Here is a 16,663-nt window from a genome sequence, read left to right as displayed (position 1 = left end):
ACTCGAGCCTATGCGAGTCCACGTCGCCGACCACCCGCTGATCACGCACAAGCTCACCGTGCTGCGCGATGAGTCCACGCCGTCACCGGTCTTCCGGTCGCTGGTCGAGGAGCTCATGACGCTGCTGGCGTACGAGGGCACGCGCGACGTCCGCGTCGAGCCGGTCGACATCGTCACGCCGGTCGCGCCCATGACGGGGGTTCGCATCGCCGAACCCAAGCCGCTCATCGTGCCGATCCTGCGCGCCGGGCTGGGAATGCTCGAGGGCATGACCAAGCTGCTGCCCTCCGCCGAGGTCGGCTTCCTCGGGATGGCCCGCAACGAGGAGACGCTGGAGCCGACGACGTACGCCGAGCGGCTTCCGGACGACCTGTCGGGCCGGCAGTGCTTCGTGCTCGACCCGATGCTCGCGACGGGCGGCTCGCTCGTGGCCGCGATCGAGTTCCTCCTGAAGCGCGGCGCGACGGATGTCACGGCGATCTGCATCCTCGCGGCGCCCGAGGGGCTTCGCGCGGTCGAATCGGCGATGGAGGGGCGAAACGTGACGGTCGTGCTGGGGGCGGTCGACGAGCGGCTGAACGAGCACGGATTCATCGTTCCCGGGCTGGGTGACGCGGGCGACCGGTTGTACGGCACGGTCTGAGGCGGGCTCGTTCGCCGCGTCACATGCCGATCGGCGACGCGGAACCGTGGTACCCACGGACCGGCCTCGCAGGATCTTGCACCGTGTGACACGCCGACGCGGCGGTGATTTGCGAAGATTCGATCGATTCGCTCCAGGTCGAAGAATCTTGCGACTCAGCCTCCCTTGTCACCGGACCTCGTCGGCCGGGTGCGCGCCCGGTGCACCGCGTTCGACGTCACGCACGGTCATCGGGCGGTCACCGTTTGACACATCCGGGGCCCTGGGTTTGACTTTCGCCCATGACTGACACCGCACGCCCCCTGACCGCCCTCGAGGCTCAGTGGACTGCCGGCGCGATGATGCCGGGGCGTGCGCGCATGTGCTGTCGAATGTGCCGCTGACCAGCGATCCCCCGCCGAGTTCCGCGACCGGTCCGATCCCGACCGGTACGGCTCCCGTCGAACCCGATGCACGTCGCACCGGGTTCCCCCGGCCCGAACGGGCCATCGCTCAAGGCTCCGACGAGGGGGCCGCCGACGCATCGTCACCATGAGGATCCGCCATGTCCATCGCTCTTGCTCCCGCCCGCACCTCCCACCCGGCCGCCGTCCGCCCGGCCGGGCCCGCTCAGGCGTCGCCCGCGCACGCCCCGTCGGCGTCCGCTGCCTCTCCGTCAGTGCCCGCTCCGTCAGCGCCTCGGCTGCGTGCCGTGCCCGAGGGCACCGAGGCCCGAGGCTTCGTGCTGTACGTCGGAATCGACGAGGCGAAGGCCGCGGCCGACGGCACCAACCTCCACCGCATCGTCGAGGCGCTCCGCACCCTGACCTCCGAGCTGTCCCCCTCCGCGGAGACCTACGCCGCCGTCGCCCTGGCACCCGAGGGTGCCGGCGGTCGCGACGTGGACGTGGTCCGCCTCGCACTCCAGGACCCCTCCGCGCTCGCGAGGCAGCGGGAAGAGGGCGAACTCGCCGCCGACGCGGACCGCCACCCCGACGGCGTCATCATCGACATCTCCCGCAAGCGGGTGCTGCTCGACGGCGAGCCCGCCGGCCTGACCTACAAGGAGTTCGAGCTCCTGCAGTTCCTGGTCCTCCGCGAGGGCCGGACGATCGAACGCCACGAACTCATCGACGGCCTGTGGGCCGGCGATGACGACATCCCGAACGAGCGCACGATCGACGTGCACGTGAGGCGCCTCCGCTCGAAGCTCGCGCACTACCAGGACATCGTCCGCACGGTGCGCGGCGTCGGTTACCGATTCGACCGCCACGCCGACGTGTCGATCCGCCAGGCCTCCACGCCGAGCCCCGACGTCTTCTGACCGCGGATTCTCCACACTCGCTCGGGCGGCGCCGCACGCTCGATGCGCGAGTGTGCCAGAATCTGGAGATCGCGCCCCGCATTCGGGGCACATCCCCCTAGCGCTCCGTTACCGATCTGTTATATATTGATCGTGCACCGGCTGTTTGCTGTGGCGGCCGGTGCGGAATGTGATTGCAGGACACTCTTGGTGCAAGGGCGAGGGCCGGTCGTCAGCCTCTACGACCGGCCCTCAACCGATTCCGCCGCCGGATCCGTTCCGACGACTCGTTCGCGCCTCACCCGCACCCGAGCCCCGGCGTTGCCTAATCTGGATGCGCGGCGGGACGCGCTCGCCGCTCCGACGAAGGGAGCCCGCGCGTGGCGGATCGCACGATAGCCGTGGCGGCGTGGGAGGCGCTGTTCCGCGCCCAGGTCGCGGTGATGCGGGAGCTCTCGGCCGAGTTCCCGACCGAGGTCATGTCGCTGAACGAGTACGACGTGCTCTTCAACATCAGCCGGGCGCCATCCCGTCGCCTCCGGCTCAAGGACCTCAACCGGCACGTGCTCATCTCCCAGCCGAGCGTCAGCCGGCTGGTCGACCGCCTCGTCGGCCGAGGATGGGTCGAGAAGGTCGACGACCCGCTCGACGGGCGCGGAACGATCGTCGAGCTCACCTCGACCGGCTACCAGGAGTTCCGGCGCGCGGCCATCCACCACATGCAGGGCATCACGCAGCACGTCGGCACCGCGCTCGACGACGACGAACTGCGCAAGCTCACGGCCCTGTGCGATCGGTTGCGCGAAGCGCAGCAGGCACACGCCGACTGACATGAAGACGGTGGGACGGGAACCCTACCTCCCGCCCCACCGCGGCCTCACGGGGAGGCCCTCCCCGCCGAGCGACCCGAACTGAGCTCGGCGAGCCACCTCCCGAGCGACCGCTTGGGACATCAGGTCGCGATCACCGCTGCACGGCGAATGGTCGGGTCGGGCCCCGACTCGGGCTTTGAGGAATTCTATCGCCGCGCATGCGGCGGTCGCAGCGCCCCCGAGCGGGGGTCACGAACCGGAGGATCCCCTCGGACGTCAGGCCCCGCCCACGGCACGCCGCTCCGGCCACTCGATCGCGTCCTCGTAGCCGGGGTGCTTGAGCAGCCACCCGCGGATGAACGGACAGCGCGGAACGATGCGCTCGCCGCGGGAGATCGCGTCCTCGATCACGAACCGCGCAAGCCGCGAGCCCAATCCCCGACCCTCGAACGCCGGATCGATGATCGTGTGGGTGAACACGATGCTGCCCTCCCGCAACCGGAACTCCGCACGACCCGCCTCCGCGCCGCCGAGCAGCAACCGGTAGCGTCGCGCCTCGTCATCGCGCACGATCTCGACCTCGTCGTCGGTCACGTCGACCCCCTTCCGGTCCGAAGACCCGTGTCTAACTGGAACGCACCAGCCGCGGCGCCATTCCCGGGGCACCGCCCGCGAGCGGCATCACGGGCACCGTCGCCGTACGGACACGCTCGCGGATCGCCGGGCCGAGCACAACCCCTCCTGCCCGGATCGCCTCGGCAGCGGCTCCGAGCGACGGTTCGCGCTCCGGGTGCGTCGTGACGACGAGGGTGATCAGCCAGACGAACACGAGCGCGAACGCGACCACCTCGAACACGGTCAGCGACGCCCACCCGAGTCGGTCGTAGGCGATCCACGCCGCGGCCTCGAGCCCGAGCGACGCGAACGATGCCGCCCTGAGGCGCCGCGGCATCCGCTCGACCATCCACGGGGTGCCCGCCGCCAGCACGAAGAACGCCGCGCCCGCGGCGCTCGCGAACACGTTGTGCACGACTTCGTCGGCGTCGATCGGCACGAGGCCGACCCCGGCAAGCGAGATGCCGATCACCCCGATCAGCGTCTGGACCACGGCCGGCGCGGCGCGGCGCGCACGGTGCTCGGGTCGGGCGAGTCCGCGGGAGAGGGGGCCGGCCATCACGGCCATGCCCGCACCGGAGAACACGAGACCCGCGTTGAACCAGGTCGCGGCGACGTCGTCCGAGGTGCCGAGGGTGCTGAAGTTCAGCGCCCACCACGCCCCGGTCCGGGTCAGGCTCATGCTCGCGAGCGCACCCGCGGCGAGGAGCATCGCGACGAGGTTGAACGACCGGTATATCGGCTGGTGGTGCGCGCGCCGATGCACGATTCCGGTGACCGCGCCGAGCCCTCCGGCGAGCACCGCGCACGCCGCGAGGTGGCCACCCGGCAACGGGGCGAAGGCCTCGGCCGCGCTCACCACGGCGAGCGCGGCGATCGTCGCCCACACCGACGCGTTCGCGATCGCGCCGAGGCCCGGCGACACCCACGCGATCCGGCACCTGCCGCCGCGGCGGCCGCTTCCGACCGTGGCGAGCGTGAGCGCGGTCAGCGACGCCACCGCGAACACGACCGCCACCGACACGGACACGAGGTCGAAGTGCGGATGCGCGATGCCGGCGGCGTGCGCGGCGCTGTGGGCCATGTGCACGAACAGGTTCCCGACGGCCACCGCGACTGCCGCCGCGATCGCGACCATCGCCGCGGCCGCGCTCGCATGGTGGACGAACCGCGCCGACACGCGTCTGGCGCCCCGTTCATCCGTCATCTGCCGACCCCTCGTTCCGCGGGAATCAGGTCTCCGAGCGTATCCGGAGGGCGACACCCGGCTGAACTCCGGTCGACGTCGAAGGCCGATATCCCGAGGGAATTCCCAGCCAGCCGGGGCTCGCCGTTCGGCCAGCTCGCCACGCCACGCCACGCCATTCAGGACGATCAGCCCGACACGCCGTGCCGGACCGCCCGACGTACGGCGTGTCGCCACCGGCATCCTGAACGGGCGAACGGCGAACGGCGAACGGGCGACGGACGACGGGCGAGCGAACCGCGCCGGCCCGCCGGCCCTCAGTCGATGCGCCGGCGACGGAGCACCGGCCCGACGTCGCCCGACCCGTGGTCGAGCTGGTAGTCGAGGTTCACGGCCGCGTTGATGAGTGCGAGGTGGCTGAACGCCTGCGGGAAGTTCCCGAGCTGCTCGCCAGTGAGGCCGATCTCCTCGGCGTACAGGCCGAGGTGGTTGGCGTAGGTCAGCATCTTCTCGAACACGAGGCGCGCCTCGTCGAGTCGCCCCGACCGGGCGAGCGCGTCGACGTACCAGAACGAGCAGAGCGTGAAGGTCCCCTCGCCGCCGGCGAGCCCGTCGGGAGCGGCCTCGGGGTCGTAGCGGTAGACGAGGCTGTCGGAGACGAGTTGCTCGTCGATCGCGTCGAGCGTCGAGTGCCACATCGGATCGTTGGGCGTCACGAAGCCGAGCAGCGGCATCCGCAGCAGGGAGGCGTCGAGCACGTCGCTTCCCTCGTGCTGGACGAACGCACCGCGTTCGGGGTCGAATCCGACCTCCATGATCCGCTCGTAGATGCGGTCGCGTTCGTGCATCCACCTCGTGAACGAGGACGGCCTGCCGTGCGCCTCGGCGAGACGGATGCCGCGGTCGAGCGCGACCCACGACATGAACCTGCCGTAGGTGAACCGCTGCGGCCCGCCGCGGGTCTCCCAGATGCCCTCCTCCGGGGTGTCCCAGTGGTCGCAGAGCCAGTCGAGCATCGATCGGACCTTCACCCACCCGGCGTGCGAGAGCTCGACGCCGTGCGTGTCGGCCAGCCGGATCGAGTCCATCGCCTCGCCGTAGATGTCGAGCTGCAGTTGCCCCGAGGCGCCGTTGCCGACGCGGACCGGCTGCGACCCGCGGTACCCGGCGAGATGCTCGAGCTCCGCCTCGTCGAGGTCGGCTGAACCGTCGACCCGGTACATGATCCGAAGCGGCCCGCCCTCGCCTCCGGGCTGTTCGTGGATGCGGTCGAGCAGCCAGCCGACGAACGCCTCGGCCTCGCGGTCGTACCCGAGGCTGAGCAGCGCGTACACCGAGAACGAGGCGTCGCGCACCCACGTGTAGCGGTAGTCCCAGTTGCGGCCACCGCCGACCTGCTCGGGCAGGCTCGCGGTGGGCGCCGCGATGAGCGCGCCCGTGGGGGCGTAGGTCATCAGCTTGAGGGTGATGGCCGACCGGGTCACCATCTCCCGCCACCGCCCGGTGTACGTCGACCGGTCCACCCATCCCCGCCAGTACCGCCTGGTCGCGAGGAACGTCTCGACGAGTTCGTCCTCCGAGATCTGGCGAGCCTCGACATCCCCCGATTCGAGCATCACCCCGGTCAGCTCGCCCGCTCGCAGCGTGATCGAGACCCGCACCCCCTCGCCGACCACCTCGACCCGCGCCGCACGCTCGTCGTCGTGGACGACGGGCTCGCCCACGCGGTGCAGGGTGATGGTCAGGTCGTCCGAGACGAACTTCGCCCCCACCCCGGAACGGACGAGCCGGTGCGGCGCGCGCCCGTAGTCGAACCGCGGCTGGATCTCGCCCTCGAAGGTCATCTCGCCGCGCACGACGCGTACCATGCGCACGATCGCGTGCCGATCCGTCTCGACCCCGTCGGCGACGGGCATGAAGTCGATCACCTCGCCGACTCCGGCATCGGTGAGGAACCTGGTGATGAGGATCGCCGTGTCCGGCAGGTAGAGCTGGCGGGTGACGTACTCGGCGCCGATCGGCCGGACGCGGAAGAACCCGCCCCGCTCGGGATCGAGCAGCGAACCGAACACGCTCGGCGAGTCGAATCGCGGGCAGCAGAACCAGTCGATCGTGCCGTCGGTCGAGACGAGGGCGGCAGTCTGCAGGTCGCCGATCAGGCCGTGGTCGCTGATGTCCGGATACGTCTTCGCCATGCGCGTCCCCTCCGCCCCTCCCGGCAGGCTGGCACGGTGACCACGGGAGGGCAAGGGCCGGGTGGCGGCTCGGCCGGGGACGACGAGCCCGGATCGACCCCGGAGACGACGAAAGCGGCTCGCATGCTGCGAACCGCTTCCTTCTGCGCGCCCGGAGGGACTCGAACCCCCAACCTTCTGATCCGTAGTCAGATGCTCTATCCATTGAGCTACGGGCGCATGGGATGCCGCCCGGGACCTCGTGGTTCATCGGGCAACCCCGTTACTCTAACCCAGTCGGACCGCACGCGCCAATCGAGCCGGTTGGTCGGGCGCGTCGCAGGCGTCACCGCTCCTCGACCACCTCGTCGGGGCGCTTGTCGGGCCGCAGCCCCCGCCAGCGCGGATGGCGCGCCACCCCCGTCCGCGTCCACTCCCCGAACTCGATCTCGCCGACGATCTCGGGTTCGACCCAGACGGCATCGGCGGCATCCGTCTCGGGCACCTCGAGGAACGGGGACTCGACCATGGCGATCGCGTCGAGCCGTGCGAGCAGGCGTTCCGCGTCGCGCTCGCGCAGGCCCGACCCGACCCGCCCGGCATAGCGCAGGCCGGCGGATGTCGGCACGCCGACGAGGAGCGAACGGATCCGGCCGGCACGGGTGCCGACGCCCGGCCGGTAGCCGCCGATCACCACCTCCTGGGTGCGCGCGACCTTGATCTTGACCCAGTCGTCGCTGCGGACCCCCGGTCGGTACGGCGAGGAGCGTCGCTTCGCGACGATGCCCTCGAGTCCGTCGGCCCTCGCCCGCTCGAGCGCCGCATCGGCGCCGAGGTCGACCCGCGGCGACACCTCGACGGGCGCGTCGACCCCCGGTCGCAGCATCCGTTCGAGCCGTTCGCGACGCTGGTCGTACGGTTCGCCGATCGTCGGGACCCCGGCGATCTCGAGCACGTCGAACAGGCGCAGCCCGACCGGGACGGATGCCGCGGCCGCGGCGATCTCACGCGGACGCTCGAGGTTCATGCGCTGTTGGAGCAGCCCGAAGTCCGGCCGGCCGTGCTCGTCGAGTGCGACGACCTCGCCGTCGAGGACCGCGTCCGCGCGCACCGCCGCGGCGAGCGCCGCCAGTTCCGGGTACGTCTTCGAACGGTCCAGGCCCGTCCGGGTGACAAGGCGCACCGCGCCGTCCTCGACGCGCGCGATGACGCGCACGCCGTCCCACTTCCATTCGATCGCCCACTCGTCGCCGGCGACGAGCCCCGGGGTTCCGGCGGCCGCGAGCATCGGCTTCGGGAACGCGGACGGCTGCCGCGCGGCATCCGTTCCGGTCCTCGTCGCCGTGCGCGAGGGGGCCTGCGCGACCGGCCGCGGCGCGGCATCCGCCATCGCATCCGGGTCGACGGCCGGACGCTGGGACTTCATGCGGTGCAGGAGCCACTGGCTCTTCTCACCCTCGCCCTGCGTGCGGATGAGCGCGACCCGCACGCGGCCGAGCGGGCCGCCGACGCGACCGTGCAGCGTGACGATGACCTCGTCGGCGCGCCACTTCTCGGTCTCGTATGTTCCGGTGTCCCACACGGTCATCGACCCGGCGCCGTACTGGCCCTCGGGGATCGTGCCCGCGAAACCGAGGTACTCCATCGGGTGGTCCTCGGTCTGCACCGCGAGGTGGTTCGTGCCCGGCGACTCGGGCACGCCCTTCGGCACCGCCCAACTGCGCAGCACGCCGTCGCGCTCCAGCCGCAGGTCGAAGTGCAGCCTGCGGGCGTGGTGCTCCTGGATCACGAAACGCGGGTCGCCGTCGTTCGGGACCCCCCAGGTCGAGTCGGGCATGGGCTCGGGCGTGGCATCCGCCGAGCGCATCGACAGGTAGGTGCGCAGCGGGCCGTCGGCCGACGCGTGCGTCACGGCGAGCATCGGGTCGGCGCGTTCGGCGAGCTTCGCCAGCACCTCGCCGGCCTCGAGGTGGCGCAGGCCCGGGTCGTCGAGTTCGGCCCAGGTCCGCGGCGCCGCGACGGTCGGGCGGAACCGGCCGCGCAGCGAGTACGGCGCGATCGTGGTCTTCCTGCCGTTGTTCTGGCTCCAGTCGATGAGCACGCGCCCGCCCCGGATGCTCTTGCGCATGCTCGAGACGATGAGGTCGGGATGGTCGGCCTCGAGCGCCCGGGCGACCTCGTGCGCCACGGCCGAGACCTGGTCGGAGCTCTGACGGCCGTCGAGCGCTGCGTACAGGTGGAGGCCCTTGCTTCCGCTCGTGACCGGCACCGGTTCGAGTCCGATCGGGTCGAGCAGGCCGCGGACGAGGCGCGCGACCTCGGCGCACTCGGGCAGCCCGACGCCCTCCCCGGGGTCGAGGTCGAACACCATGCGGTCCGGGTTCGCCGGGCCCGCGGCATCCGCTCGGCTCGTGGCGCCGGCCGCCACCCGCTCGAATCGCCACTGCGGGACGTGCAACTCGAGCGCGCCCATCTGCGCGAGCCACACGAGCGTCGCCCGGCTGTCGGCGACCGGGTACGTCTTGTCGCCGTCGGAATGGTGCTGCACCTCGCGGTGGATCCAGTCGGGCGCATGCTCCTCGAGGTGCTTCTCGAAGAACGCATCGAGCGGATGCCGCGGGGTGCCCACCCCGTTCACCCACCGCTTGCGCGTGATCGGGCGACCCGCCAGGTGCGGCAGCATCACGGGCGCGATCTCGGCGTAGTAGGCGATCACCTCGCCCTTGGTCATGCCGGTCTCGGGGTACATGACCTTGTCGAGGCTGGTCAGGCGGACGCGACGTCCGTCGACGTCGACCACCTGGGCGGGACCCTGCGCCATGCCCCCATCCTGCCCGTCCGGGCTGCCGATGGGTATGCGAAGCGGATGTCGCGGGGGTACCGCTCGCGCGCGTGCGGGTGTGTACTGGGGGCATGCGAGCCGTGTGGAAGGGGGCGGTCACGTTCGGCCTCGTCAACGTGCCCGTCAAGCTGTACAGCGCCACCGAGGACCACGACGTGTCCCTGCACCAGGTGCACGACGCGGACGGCGGACGCATCCGCTACCAGCGCGTGTGCGAGATCGACGGCGAGATCGTGCCGTACCAGAACATCGACAAGGCGTACGACGACGGCGAACGCACGGTCATCATCACCGACGAGGACCTCAAGTCGCTGCCCGCCGAACGCAGCCGCGAGATCGAGGTCGTCGAGTTCGTGCCGACCGATCAGGTCGACCCGATCATGTACGACCGCAGCTACTACCTCGAACCCGATTCGGCGTCGAACAAGGCGTACGTGCTGCTTCGCGAGGCGCTCGACTCGACCGATCGGACCGCGATCGTGCGGATGTCGCTGCGCCAGAAGACCCGGCTGGCCGCGCTCCGCGTGCACGGCGACGTGCTCATGGTGCAGACGCTGCTCTGGAGCGACGAGGTGCGCGCGGCGGCGTTCCCCGCGCTCGAGGAGCCGGTGAAGATCACCAAGGGCGAGCTCGACCTGTCGAAGCAGCTCATCGAGAGCCTCGCGAACGACTTCGAGCCCGACCAGTACGTGGACGAGTACCAGCGAGACCTGCGCACCCTCATCGAGGCGAAGCTCGAACAGGGCGACGCGCTCGACACCGCGGCGACGTTCGGCGCACCCGAGGAGGAGGCCGGCGGCGAGGTCATCGACCTCATGGAGGCGCTGCGGCAGTCGATCGCGGCCAAGCGCGGGGGCGGGACGGATGCCTCGGCGCCATCGGCGTCGGCGTCGGCGTCGGCGTCGAAGTCGTCGTCGGCGGCGTCGGCGTCGTCTGCCACGAAGGGCGCGGCGAAGGGGTCGGGTTCGAAGGCGAAGTCCGACTCGGCCGAGTCGGCCGACGAGAAGCCTGCTGCGAAGCGGCGAGCCGCCAAGAAGGCGGGCTGAGCGCGAGCGGCCGGGGCGCGACCTCGTCGCGCCCCGGCCCTCGTCGGGTGCTGCGCCCGGACCGGTTCCTACTCGGAGTCGGGGTCGGATTCGCAGGACGCGGAGACCTCGGCCGAGGCCTCCTGCACCGCGGCCTGCTGCGCGGCGAGCTGGTCGGGGTCCTGTTCGATGGTCATGGCCGAGGGATCCTCCTCGGAGGGGACCTCCTCGAGGCCGTCGGCGTACGTCGACACCTCGTTCAACGCCGTCTGGAACCCGCCCAGTGCGTCGATGAGCGCGTCATCGTCGCCCGCGTCTTCGATCAGCGCGTCGGTCCGCTCCGAGGCCTCGGCCAGGTACTCCTGGAGGCCCGCGAGCGATGACGGCGCGGCGATGTTGTTCTGGACGCCGTTCGAGATGTCGCGCACCTCGGCCGCGGCGGTCGCACAGCTCTCCTCCCCTGACGCGGTGCTGTCGCCGCCGCTCGCGCAACCCGTGAGCGCGAGCGCACCGGCGAAGACCAGCGCGGCGGGCATGGTGATACGTCGCATAGTGAAACTCCCCCTGTTTCGATGGAACAGATTGGAGCATAGTCCCCCGCGCCGACCGCCCGTGCGAAGTAGTGGCGGAAGAGGACACGCGACAGTTGCGCATGAACTCGGCGATCGACCCGGCGGACGACCTCACGCCAGACACGATCCCCCGGATACCCGAAGGCATTCATCGAGCGGAGACGGCGGGATTTGAACCCGCGGTCCCCTTACGGGGACTCCACCTTAGCAGGGTGGTGCACTCGACCGGACTATGCGACGTCTCCTCGCGAACACCCGAAGGCGAACGCGACTGCCATCATAACCGGCATCGCGCCGAAAGACGATTCGGCGGCGACGCCGGCCGTGCGGCCGGTCTACTGGTCGGCCAGCGTGCGGCCCGCCGAGCACCGCGTCTCGGCGGCCGTCTGCCCGGAGACCTCGCCGGAGAGGGCCTCCGCGGTGGGTTCGGGTGCAGCGGACTCGGTGGGTTCGGCCGAGGCATCCGTCGACGGTTCGGGTTCGGCCGGCTCGGCCGGCGCCTCGGTCGGCTCGGAGGTCCCCGCCGAGGCGAAGTCCTTGTCGGCGTTCGCGGTCGGGTCGAGGAGCATCGGCCGGTCCTCCTGGAGGGCCAGGTTGATCGCCTCGGCGGCCTCGGTCGGCACGACCGCCGCGAAGTCGTCGACGTACCCCGTCGGGTACTGGACGAAGGCGATCTTCGCGAGGTCGATGTCCGTCGCAGCCTTCGCGATCGAGACCAGCTTGGTGGGGTCGCCGAGGGTCGACGAGAGCTGCATGTTGTCGAGCGCGGCCTTGGCGATCGAGTACAGCTTGAGCGGATCGGTCAACGTGCCGTCGGACTGCAGCTCGCGCGCGAGCGCCGACATGAACACCTGCTGGTTCGAGATGCGCCCGAGGTCGGAGCCGTCGCCGACGCCGTACCGGGTGCGGAGGAACTGGAGCGCCTCGAGGCCCGCGAGCTCGTGCGTGCCGGCTTCGAGGAAGAGGTCGGTGTGCACGTCCTCGATGGGTTCGGCGACGCACACCTCGACGCCGCCGACGGCTTCGGAGATCGCCGCGGCGCCCATGAACTGCACCGTGCCGGCGAACGGGATGGTGAGCCCGGTCAGGTTCTCGACCGTCTTGACCACGCACGGCATGCCGCCGTAGTCGAGCACCGAGTTGATCTTCACGCCGTACTGCTCCCACAGTTCCTCGCCGGAATCCGGGTCGGTGCATCCCGTGGGGATGTCGATGAGCATGTCGCGCGGGAAGCTCACGACCTCGGCGTGCGAATGGTCCTCCGAGATGTGCAGCAGGAGGTTCACGTCGTTGAGGACGGCCGTCTCCTCGTCGGGGTCGCCGAAGCCGTCGCCCTGCCCCTGACGGCTGTCGCTGCCGATGATGAGCATGTTGACGCCGCCCTCGATGGCCCCGACGTCGGGGACCCCCTCGAGCGCCGCCTCGTTGCCGAGCGAGATGGTCGGCTTCGCCGTCGCAGCGAGGTCGAGTGCGGCGTACGCGGCGACCGCGGTGCCCGAGACGAGCACGACCGCGAGAACGGATGCCGCCGCCTTCGAGATCGTCGACCATGCCCCGTTCGACCTGAGGCGGCCGTGGCGGGCGATCGCCGGGGTCTCATCTTCGCGGCGCGCGGTGCTGCGCGACTCGTGAGCCTCCACTCCGGAGATCTCCTCTCTGCTGGTCGGTCTTCAGGCCCCCGCGGAGGGCGTGGGATTCGAACCCACGAGGCATTGCTGCCCACTGGTTTTCAAGACCAGCTCCATCGGCCGCTCGGACAGCCCTCCATGCGCGCGACGCCCGGGGGCGCGCCGCTCACGCGAACGCGCCCGATTCTATCCGACGCGCATTCCAGCGAGCCTGTCAGCCCTGGCTGTGCGAGCGCTGAGCCACCGCCGGGACACCGCTGCACGGCGGCATCCGCTCACCCCTCGTTGGCGGTCGTGCAGCGAACGTCCGCGCCCGACTGGCCCGTCACGTCGGGCGGGAGCGTCGTGACCGGGACGTCGGTGGGCTCGGGCGGCGCCGTGGCATCCGTCGGCGGCGGGGTCGTCGCAGCCGCGCCGTCATCGGGCGACTCGGTCCCGGGCACCGGTTCCGAACCGTCGACCGTGCCGAACGACGCGTCGTCGGTCGCCTCGGGGTCGATGCCCATCGGCCGGTCCTGCTGCAGGGCGAGGTTCACGGCCTCCGCCGACTCGGTCGGCACCACCGCGGAGAAGTCCGCGGTGTACGCGGTCGGGTACTGGACGAACACGATCCTCGACAGGTCGACGTCCTGCACGGTGCGAGCGACGGAGACGAGTCGCGCCGGGTCCTGCAGGGCCGACGAGAGGGTCATGTTCTTCAGCACCGCCTGCGCGATGGAGTACAGCTTGAGCGGGTCCGAGAGCGTGCCGTCGGACTGGAGGGTCCGCGCGAGCGACGCGAGGAACGCCTGCTGGGCCGCGATGCGGGCGAGGTCGCTGCCGTCGCCGACCGCGTGCCGGGTGCGCAGGAAGGCCAGCGCCGTCGCCCCCGTGATCTCCTGCGTTCCCGCCTCGAGGCGCAGGCCCGAGTAGGGATCGTCGATCGGGTCGGTGAGGCACACCTCGACGCCGCCCACCGCCTCGGCGAGCGCCGCGACGCCCTTGAACTCGATCATCCCGCCCACGGGGATCGTGATGCCGACGATCTCCTCGATCGTCCGGCCCACACAGGAGAGCCCGCCGTAGGCGAGCACCGTGTTGAGCTTCACGCCGTACAACTCGTACAGCTCGGTCGAGGGGTCGTCCGGGTTCTGGCACGACGGCACGTCGACGAGCATGTCCCGCGGGAAGCTGACGACCTCGACGTGCGAGTGGTCCTCCGAGATGTGCAGCAGCATCGTGACGTCGTTCAGCACCGCGGAGTCGACGAGCGGATCCCCGAACGATCCGTCCTCGGGCCGGCGATCGCTGCCGACGAGCAGGAAGTTCAGCCCGCCCTCCATGGCGCCGATGTCGGGCACGGCGTCGAGCACGCGCTCGCTCTCGAACTGCACGCTCGGGTTCGCCGCGACCGGAGCGACGAGGTCGGCGATGGCGTACCCGACGATCGCGACGGATGCCACGAGCAGCACGGCCAGGCCGCTGCCGATCGCCCGGAGCGCCGCGCGCACGGCACCACGACGGGCGAGCCGCCCGTGGCGTGCCGGCGGGATCGCGGCATCCGTCAGCACCGCAGGAAGTCGCGGCCTCGGCGGAGCCGGGGGCGGCAGCAGCGGCGACAGCACGACGGGAACGACGTCGCCGTCCTCAGCAGACGGCGTGTCGCCCGACGGTGCGTCGACCCGTTCGCTCACGCGTGCCCCCGAGGGCGATCCTACCGACGCATGCCGTGGAACGGCCGGTCACGGCCTGGTCCGGCGTGTGATCAGGGCAGCGAGTCGAGCACCGCGACGAGCCCGGCCTCGTCGATCGCCCCCGTGCGCTCGCTCGCGGCGGCGACGACCTCGGGCGGGGCCTGCCCCATCGCGACCGCACGCCCGGCCGAGCCCGCCCAGTGGAACATCTCGATGTCGTTGCGCCCGTCGCCGACCGCGATGACCCGGTCGAGCGGCAGCTCGAGCCACCCGCGAACGCGCTCGAGCGCGGTCGCCTTGTTCACCCCGTCGGGGGCGATGTCGAGCCACGCGGTCCACCCGATCGCGTAGCTGACGTGATGCAGGCCCATCTGCTCGACGATGCGGAAGAACTCGTCGAGCTCGTGGTCGACGCTGGTCGCGACGACGCGCGTGGCCTCCTGGCCGAACAGTTCGTCGAACTCGACCTCGCGCGCGCGATCGAGGTTCCAGTCGGTCATCCCCCGCGTGTAGAGCCGGTAGCCGTCGGGCAGCTCGACGAGGAAGCGCCCGCTGGGGAGCACGTCGCGGATCTTGCGGAGCGCGTCGCTCGGGTCGAAGGTCTCGACGTGCGCCTGCGACCAGCCGCCGTCTGCCCCCGGGTCGCGGCGCATCGTGATCGCGCCGTTGGCGGTGACCACGTACTCGGGCTCGAGCCCGAGGTGTTCCAGGACCGGCCGCGTGGTCGCCCACGACCGCCCGGTCGCGAGCGTGACGAGGTGGCCCCGTGCGACAGCGGATGCCACGGCTTCGGCCACCACGTCGTCGATGCGTTCGTCCTCGTGCATGAGGGTGCCGTCGACGTCGAGGGCGACGAACCAGCGCCGACCGGGTGCGGCGGTCATCGTGCGACGGGGTCGAACGTCTCGAGGCCGCCCAGGTAGCCGCGCAGCCGCTCGGGCACCACCACCGAGCCGTCCGCCTGCTGGTGCGTCTCGAGCACGGCGACGAGCCAGCGGGTCGTGGCGAGGGTGCCGTTCAGCGTCGCGACGGGAGCGGTCTTCCCGCTCTCGGTGCGGTGGCGGATGTCGAGGCGACGCGCCTGGAACGTGGTGCAGTTCGACGTGGACGTGAGCTCTCGGTACGCCTGCTGCGTCGGCACCCACGCCTCGACGTCGAACTTGCGCGCGGCGCTCGATCCGAGGTCGCCGGCGGCGACGTCGATCACGCGGTACGTCAGGCCCAGCGCCTGCAGCATCTCCTCCTGCCAGGCGAGCAGCCGCTCGTGCTCGGCCTCGGCATCGGCCGGGTCGACGTAGCTGAACATCTCGAGCTTGTCGAACTGGTGCACGCGGATGATGCCGCGCGTGTCCTTTCCGTGGCTGCCGGCCTCACGGCGGTAGCAGGTGGACCAGCCCGCGTAGCGGATGGGACCGTCGGAGAGGTCGAGGATCTCGTCTGCGTGGTACCCGGCGAGCGCGACCTCGCTCGTGCCCGTCAGGTAGAGGTCGTCGTCGGGCAGGTGGTACACCTCCTCGGCGTGCGCGCCGAGGAATCCGGTGCCCTGCATGACCTCGGGGCGCACGAGCGTCGGCGTGATGAGCGGGGTGAAGCCGTTGCCGATGGCCGTGTCGAGGCCCATGTTCATGATCGCGAGCTGCAGGCGCGCGCCGACGCCGCGGAGGAAGTGGAACCGGGAGCCCGACACCTTCGCCCCGCGCGGCATGTCGATCGCCCCGAGCAGTTCGCCCAGCTCGAGGTGGTCGCGCGGCTCGAACCCGAACGACGGGATCGCGCCGACCTCGCGGAGCACCTCGAAGTCCTCCTCGCCGCCGGCGGGGACCCCGTCGATGACGACGTTGCCGATGCGCTGCACCGCCGTGGTGAACGCCTCCTCTGCGGAGGTGGCATCCGCGTTCGCCTGCTTGACCTTCGCGGCGAGCTCCTGCGCCTGCGCGACGAGCGCGGCCTTCTCCTCCTTCGGAGCCTTCGCGACCCGCTTGCCGAACGCGTTCTGCTCGGCCCGCAACGACTCGAACGACGAGATCGCCGCGCGCCTGGCGGCATCGGCCGCCACCGCGTCGTCGACGAAGGCGGGAGACTCGCCGCGCGCCTCTTGCGAGCGCTTGACCAGGTCGGGGTTCTCGCGGAGCAGCACGGGGTCGATCACCCGTGCAAGTGTAGTCGCGGCATCCGTCGCCCTCGGGAGCGGTGCGACGCGGGTGCTGCCCG

Annotated in this window: 13 protein-coding genes and 3 tRNA genes; 4 read left to right on the top strand and 12 right to left on the bottom strand. The window is 71.1% G+C overall.

What is annotated here, in order from left to right; translation table 11 throughout:
* Window positions 1-10 precede the first annotated feature (10 nt).
* The 3 genes from upp (at window position 11) to DSM26151_RS01515 (ending at window position 2,755) form a co-directional block, all read left to right on the top strand.
* A complete protein-coding gene (gene upp / locus DSM26151_RS01525) occupies window positions 11-643 on the top strand; it encodes a uracil phosphoribosyltransferase (protein WP_234660673.1) in 633 nt (210 codons plus the stop codon).
* A 544-nt stretch (window positions 644-1,187) separates the two neighbouring features.
* Complete coding sequence (locus DSM26151_RS01520; protein ID WP_234660672.1) at window positions 1,188-1,946, top strand: winged helix-turn-helix domain-containing protein; 759 nt, start codon at window positions 1,188-1,190, stop codon at window positions 1,944-1,946.
* A 359-nt stretch (window positions 1,947-2,305) separates the two neighbouring features.
* Window positions 2,306-2,755: a MarR family winged helix-turn-helix transcriptional regulator gene (locus DSM26151_RS01515; protein ID WP_234660671.1), complete on the top strand. Its 450-nt coding sequence runs from the start codon at window positions 2,306-2,308 to the stop codon at window positions 2,753-2,755.
* Window positions 2,756-3,013: 258 nt separating this feature from the next.
* On the opposite strand, the gene DSM26151_RS01510 is transcribed toward DSM26151_RS01515, so the two are convergent.
* The 5 genes from DSM26151_RS01510 to DSM26151_RS01490 form a co-directional block, all read right to left on the bottom strand.
* Window positions 3,014-3,331 carry a GNAT family N-acetyltransferase gene (locus DSM26151_RS01510; protein ID WP_234660670.1) on the bottom strand — a complete coding sequence of 106 codons (318 nt, stop codon included), beginning with the start codon at window positions 3,329-3,331 and terminating at the stop codon, window positions 3,014-3,016.
* Between the two features lie 31 nt (window positions 3,332-3,362).
* Window positions 3,363-4,559: a DUF998 domain-containing protein gene (locus tag DSM26151_RS01505; RefSeq protein ID WP_234660669.1), complete on the bottom strand. Its 1,197-nt coding sequence runs from the start codon at window positions 4,557-4,559 to the stop codon at window positions 3,363-3,365.
* Between the two features lie 296 nt (window positions 4,560-4,855).
* Entirely contained in the window at window positions 4,856-6,733 is a 1,878-nt protein-coding gene (locus tag DSM26151_RS01500) for a glycoside hydrolase family 15 protein (protein WP_234660668.1), read from the bottom strand.
* Between the two features lie 146 nt (window positions 6,734-6,879).
* A tRNA-Arg gene (locus DSM26151_RS01495) sits at window positions 6,880-6,952 on the bottom strand.
* 106 nt (window positions 6,953-7,058) lie between these two features.
* The gene (locus DSM26151_RS01490; RefSeq protein ID WP_234660667.1) at window positions 7,059-9,533 is read right to left on the bottom strand and encodes an ATP-dependent DNA ligase; all 2,475 of its coding nucleotides are present in this window, start codon (window positions 9,531-9,533) and stop codon (window positions 7,059-7,061) included.
* Between the two features lie 92 nt (window positions 9,534-9,625).
* On the opposite strand from DSM26151_RS01490, the gene ku reads away from it, so the two are divergent.
* On the top strand, window positions 9,626-10,600 hold the full coding sequence (gene ku / locus DSM26151_RS01485) for a non-homologous end joining protein Ku (protein ID WP_234660666.1): 975 nt from the start codon (window positions 9,626-9,628) through the stop codon (window positions 10,598-10,600).
* A gap of 68 nt (window positions 10,601-10,668) precedes the next feature.
* Here the strand turns inward: ku and DSM26151_RS01480 are convergent, their stop codons facing one another.
* From DSM26151_RS01480 to serS, 7 genes are all read right to left on the bottom strand, one after another.
* Window positions 10,669-11,130, bottom strand: a complete 462-nt coding sequence (locus DSM26151_RS01480; RefSeq protein WP_234660665.1) for a hypothetical protein — start codon at window positions 11,128-11,130, stop codon at window positions 10,669-10,671.
* Window positions 11,131-11,307: 177 nt separating this feature from the next.
* Window positions 11,308-11,396 (bottom strand) — tRNA-Ser (locus tag DSM26151_RS01475).
* Between the two features lie 90 nt (window positions 11,397-11,486).
* The gene (locus DSM26151_RS01470) at window positions 11,487-12,791 is read right to left on the bottom strand and encodes an LCP family protein (protein ID WP_234660664.1); all 1,305 of its coding nucleotides are present in this window, start codon (window positions 12,789-12,791) and stop codon (window positions 11,487-11,489) included.
* A gap of 41 nt (window positions 12,792-12,832) precedes the next feature.
* Window positions 12,833-12,917 (bottom strand) — tRNA-Ser (locus DSM26151_RS01465).
* 137 nt (window positions 12,918-13,054) lie between these two features.
* Complete coding sequence (locus DSM26151_RS01460; protein ID WP_234660663.1) at window positions 13,055-14,452, bottom strand: LCP family protein; 1,398 nt, start codon at window positions 14,450-14,452, stop codon at window positions 13,055-13,057.
* 71 nt (window positions 14,453-14,523) lie between these two features.
* The gene (locus tag DSM26151_RS01455; RefSeq protein ID WP_234660662.1) at window positions 14,524-15,336 is read right to left on the bottom strand and encodes an HAD family hydrolase; all 813 of its coding nucleotides are present in this window, start codon (window positions 15,334-15,336) and stop codon (window positions 14,524-14,526) included.
* The gene (gene serS, locus DSM26151_RS01450; RefSeq protein WP_234660661.1) at window positions 15,333-16,601 is read right to left on the bottom strand and encodes a serine--tRNA ligase; all 1,269 of its coding nucleotides are present in this window, start codon (window positions 16,599-16,601) and stop codon (window positions 15,333-15,335) included. The genes DSM26151_RS01455 and serS overlap by 4 nt, the downstream gene beginning before the upstream one ends.
* Window positions 16,602-16,663 lie beyond the last annotated feature (62 nt).

This window comes from Agromyces marinus (genome assembly GCF_021442325.1).
Taxonomy (GTDB): domain Bacteria; phylum Actinomycetota; class Actinomycetes; order Actinomycetales; family Microbacteriaceae; genus Agromyces; species Agromyces marinus.
The sequence above is the reverse complement of the archived record's forward strand: the minus strand, read 5'-3'. Positions and strand labels throughout refer to the sequence as shown.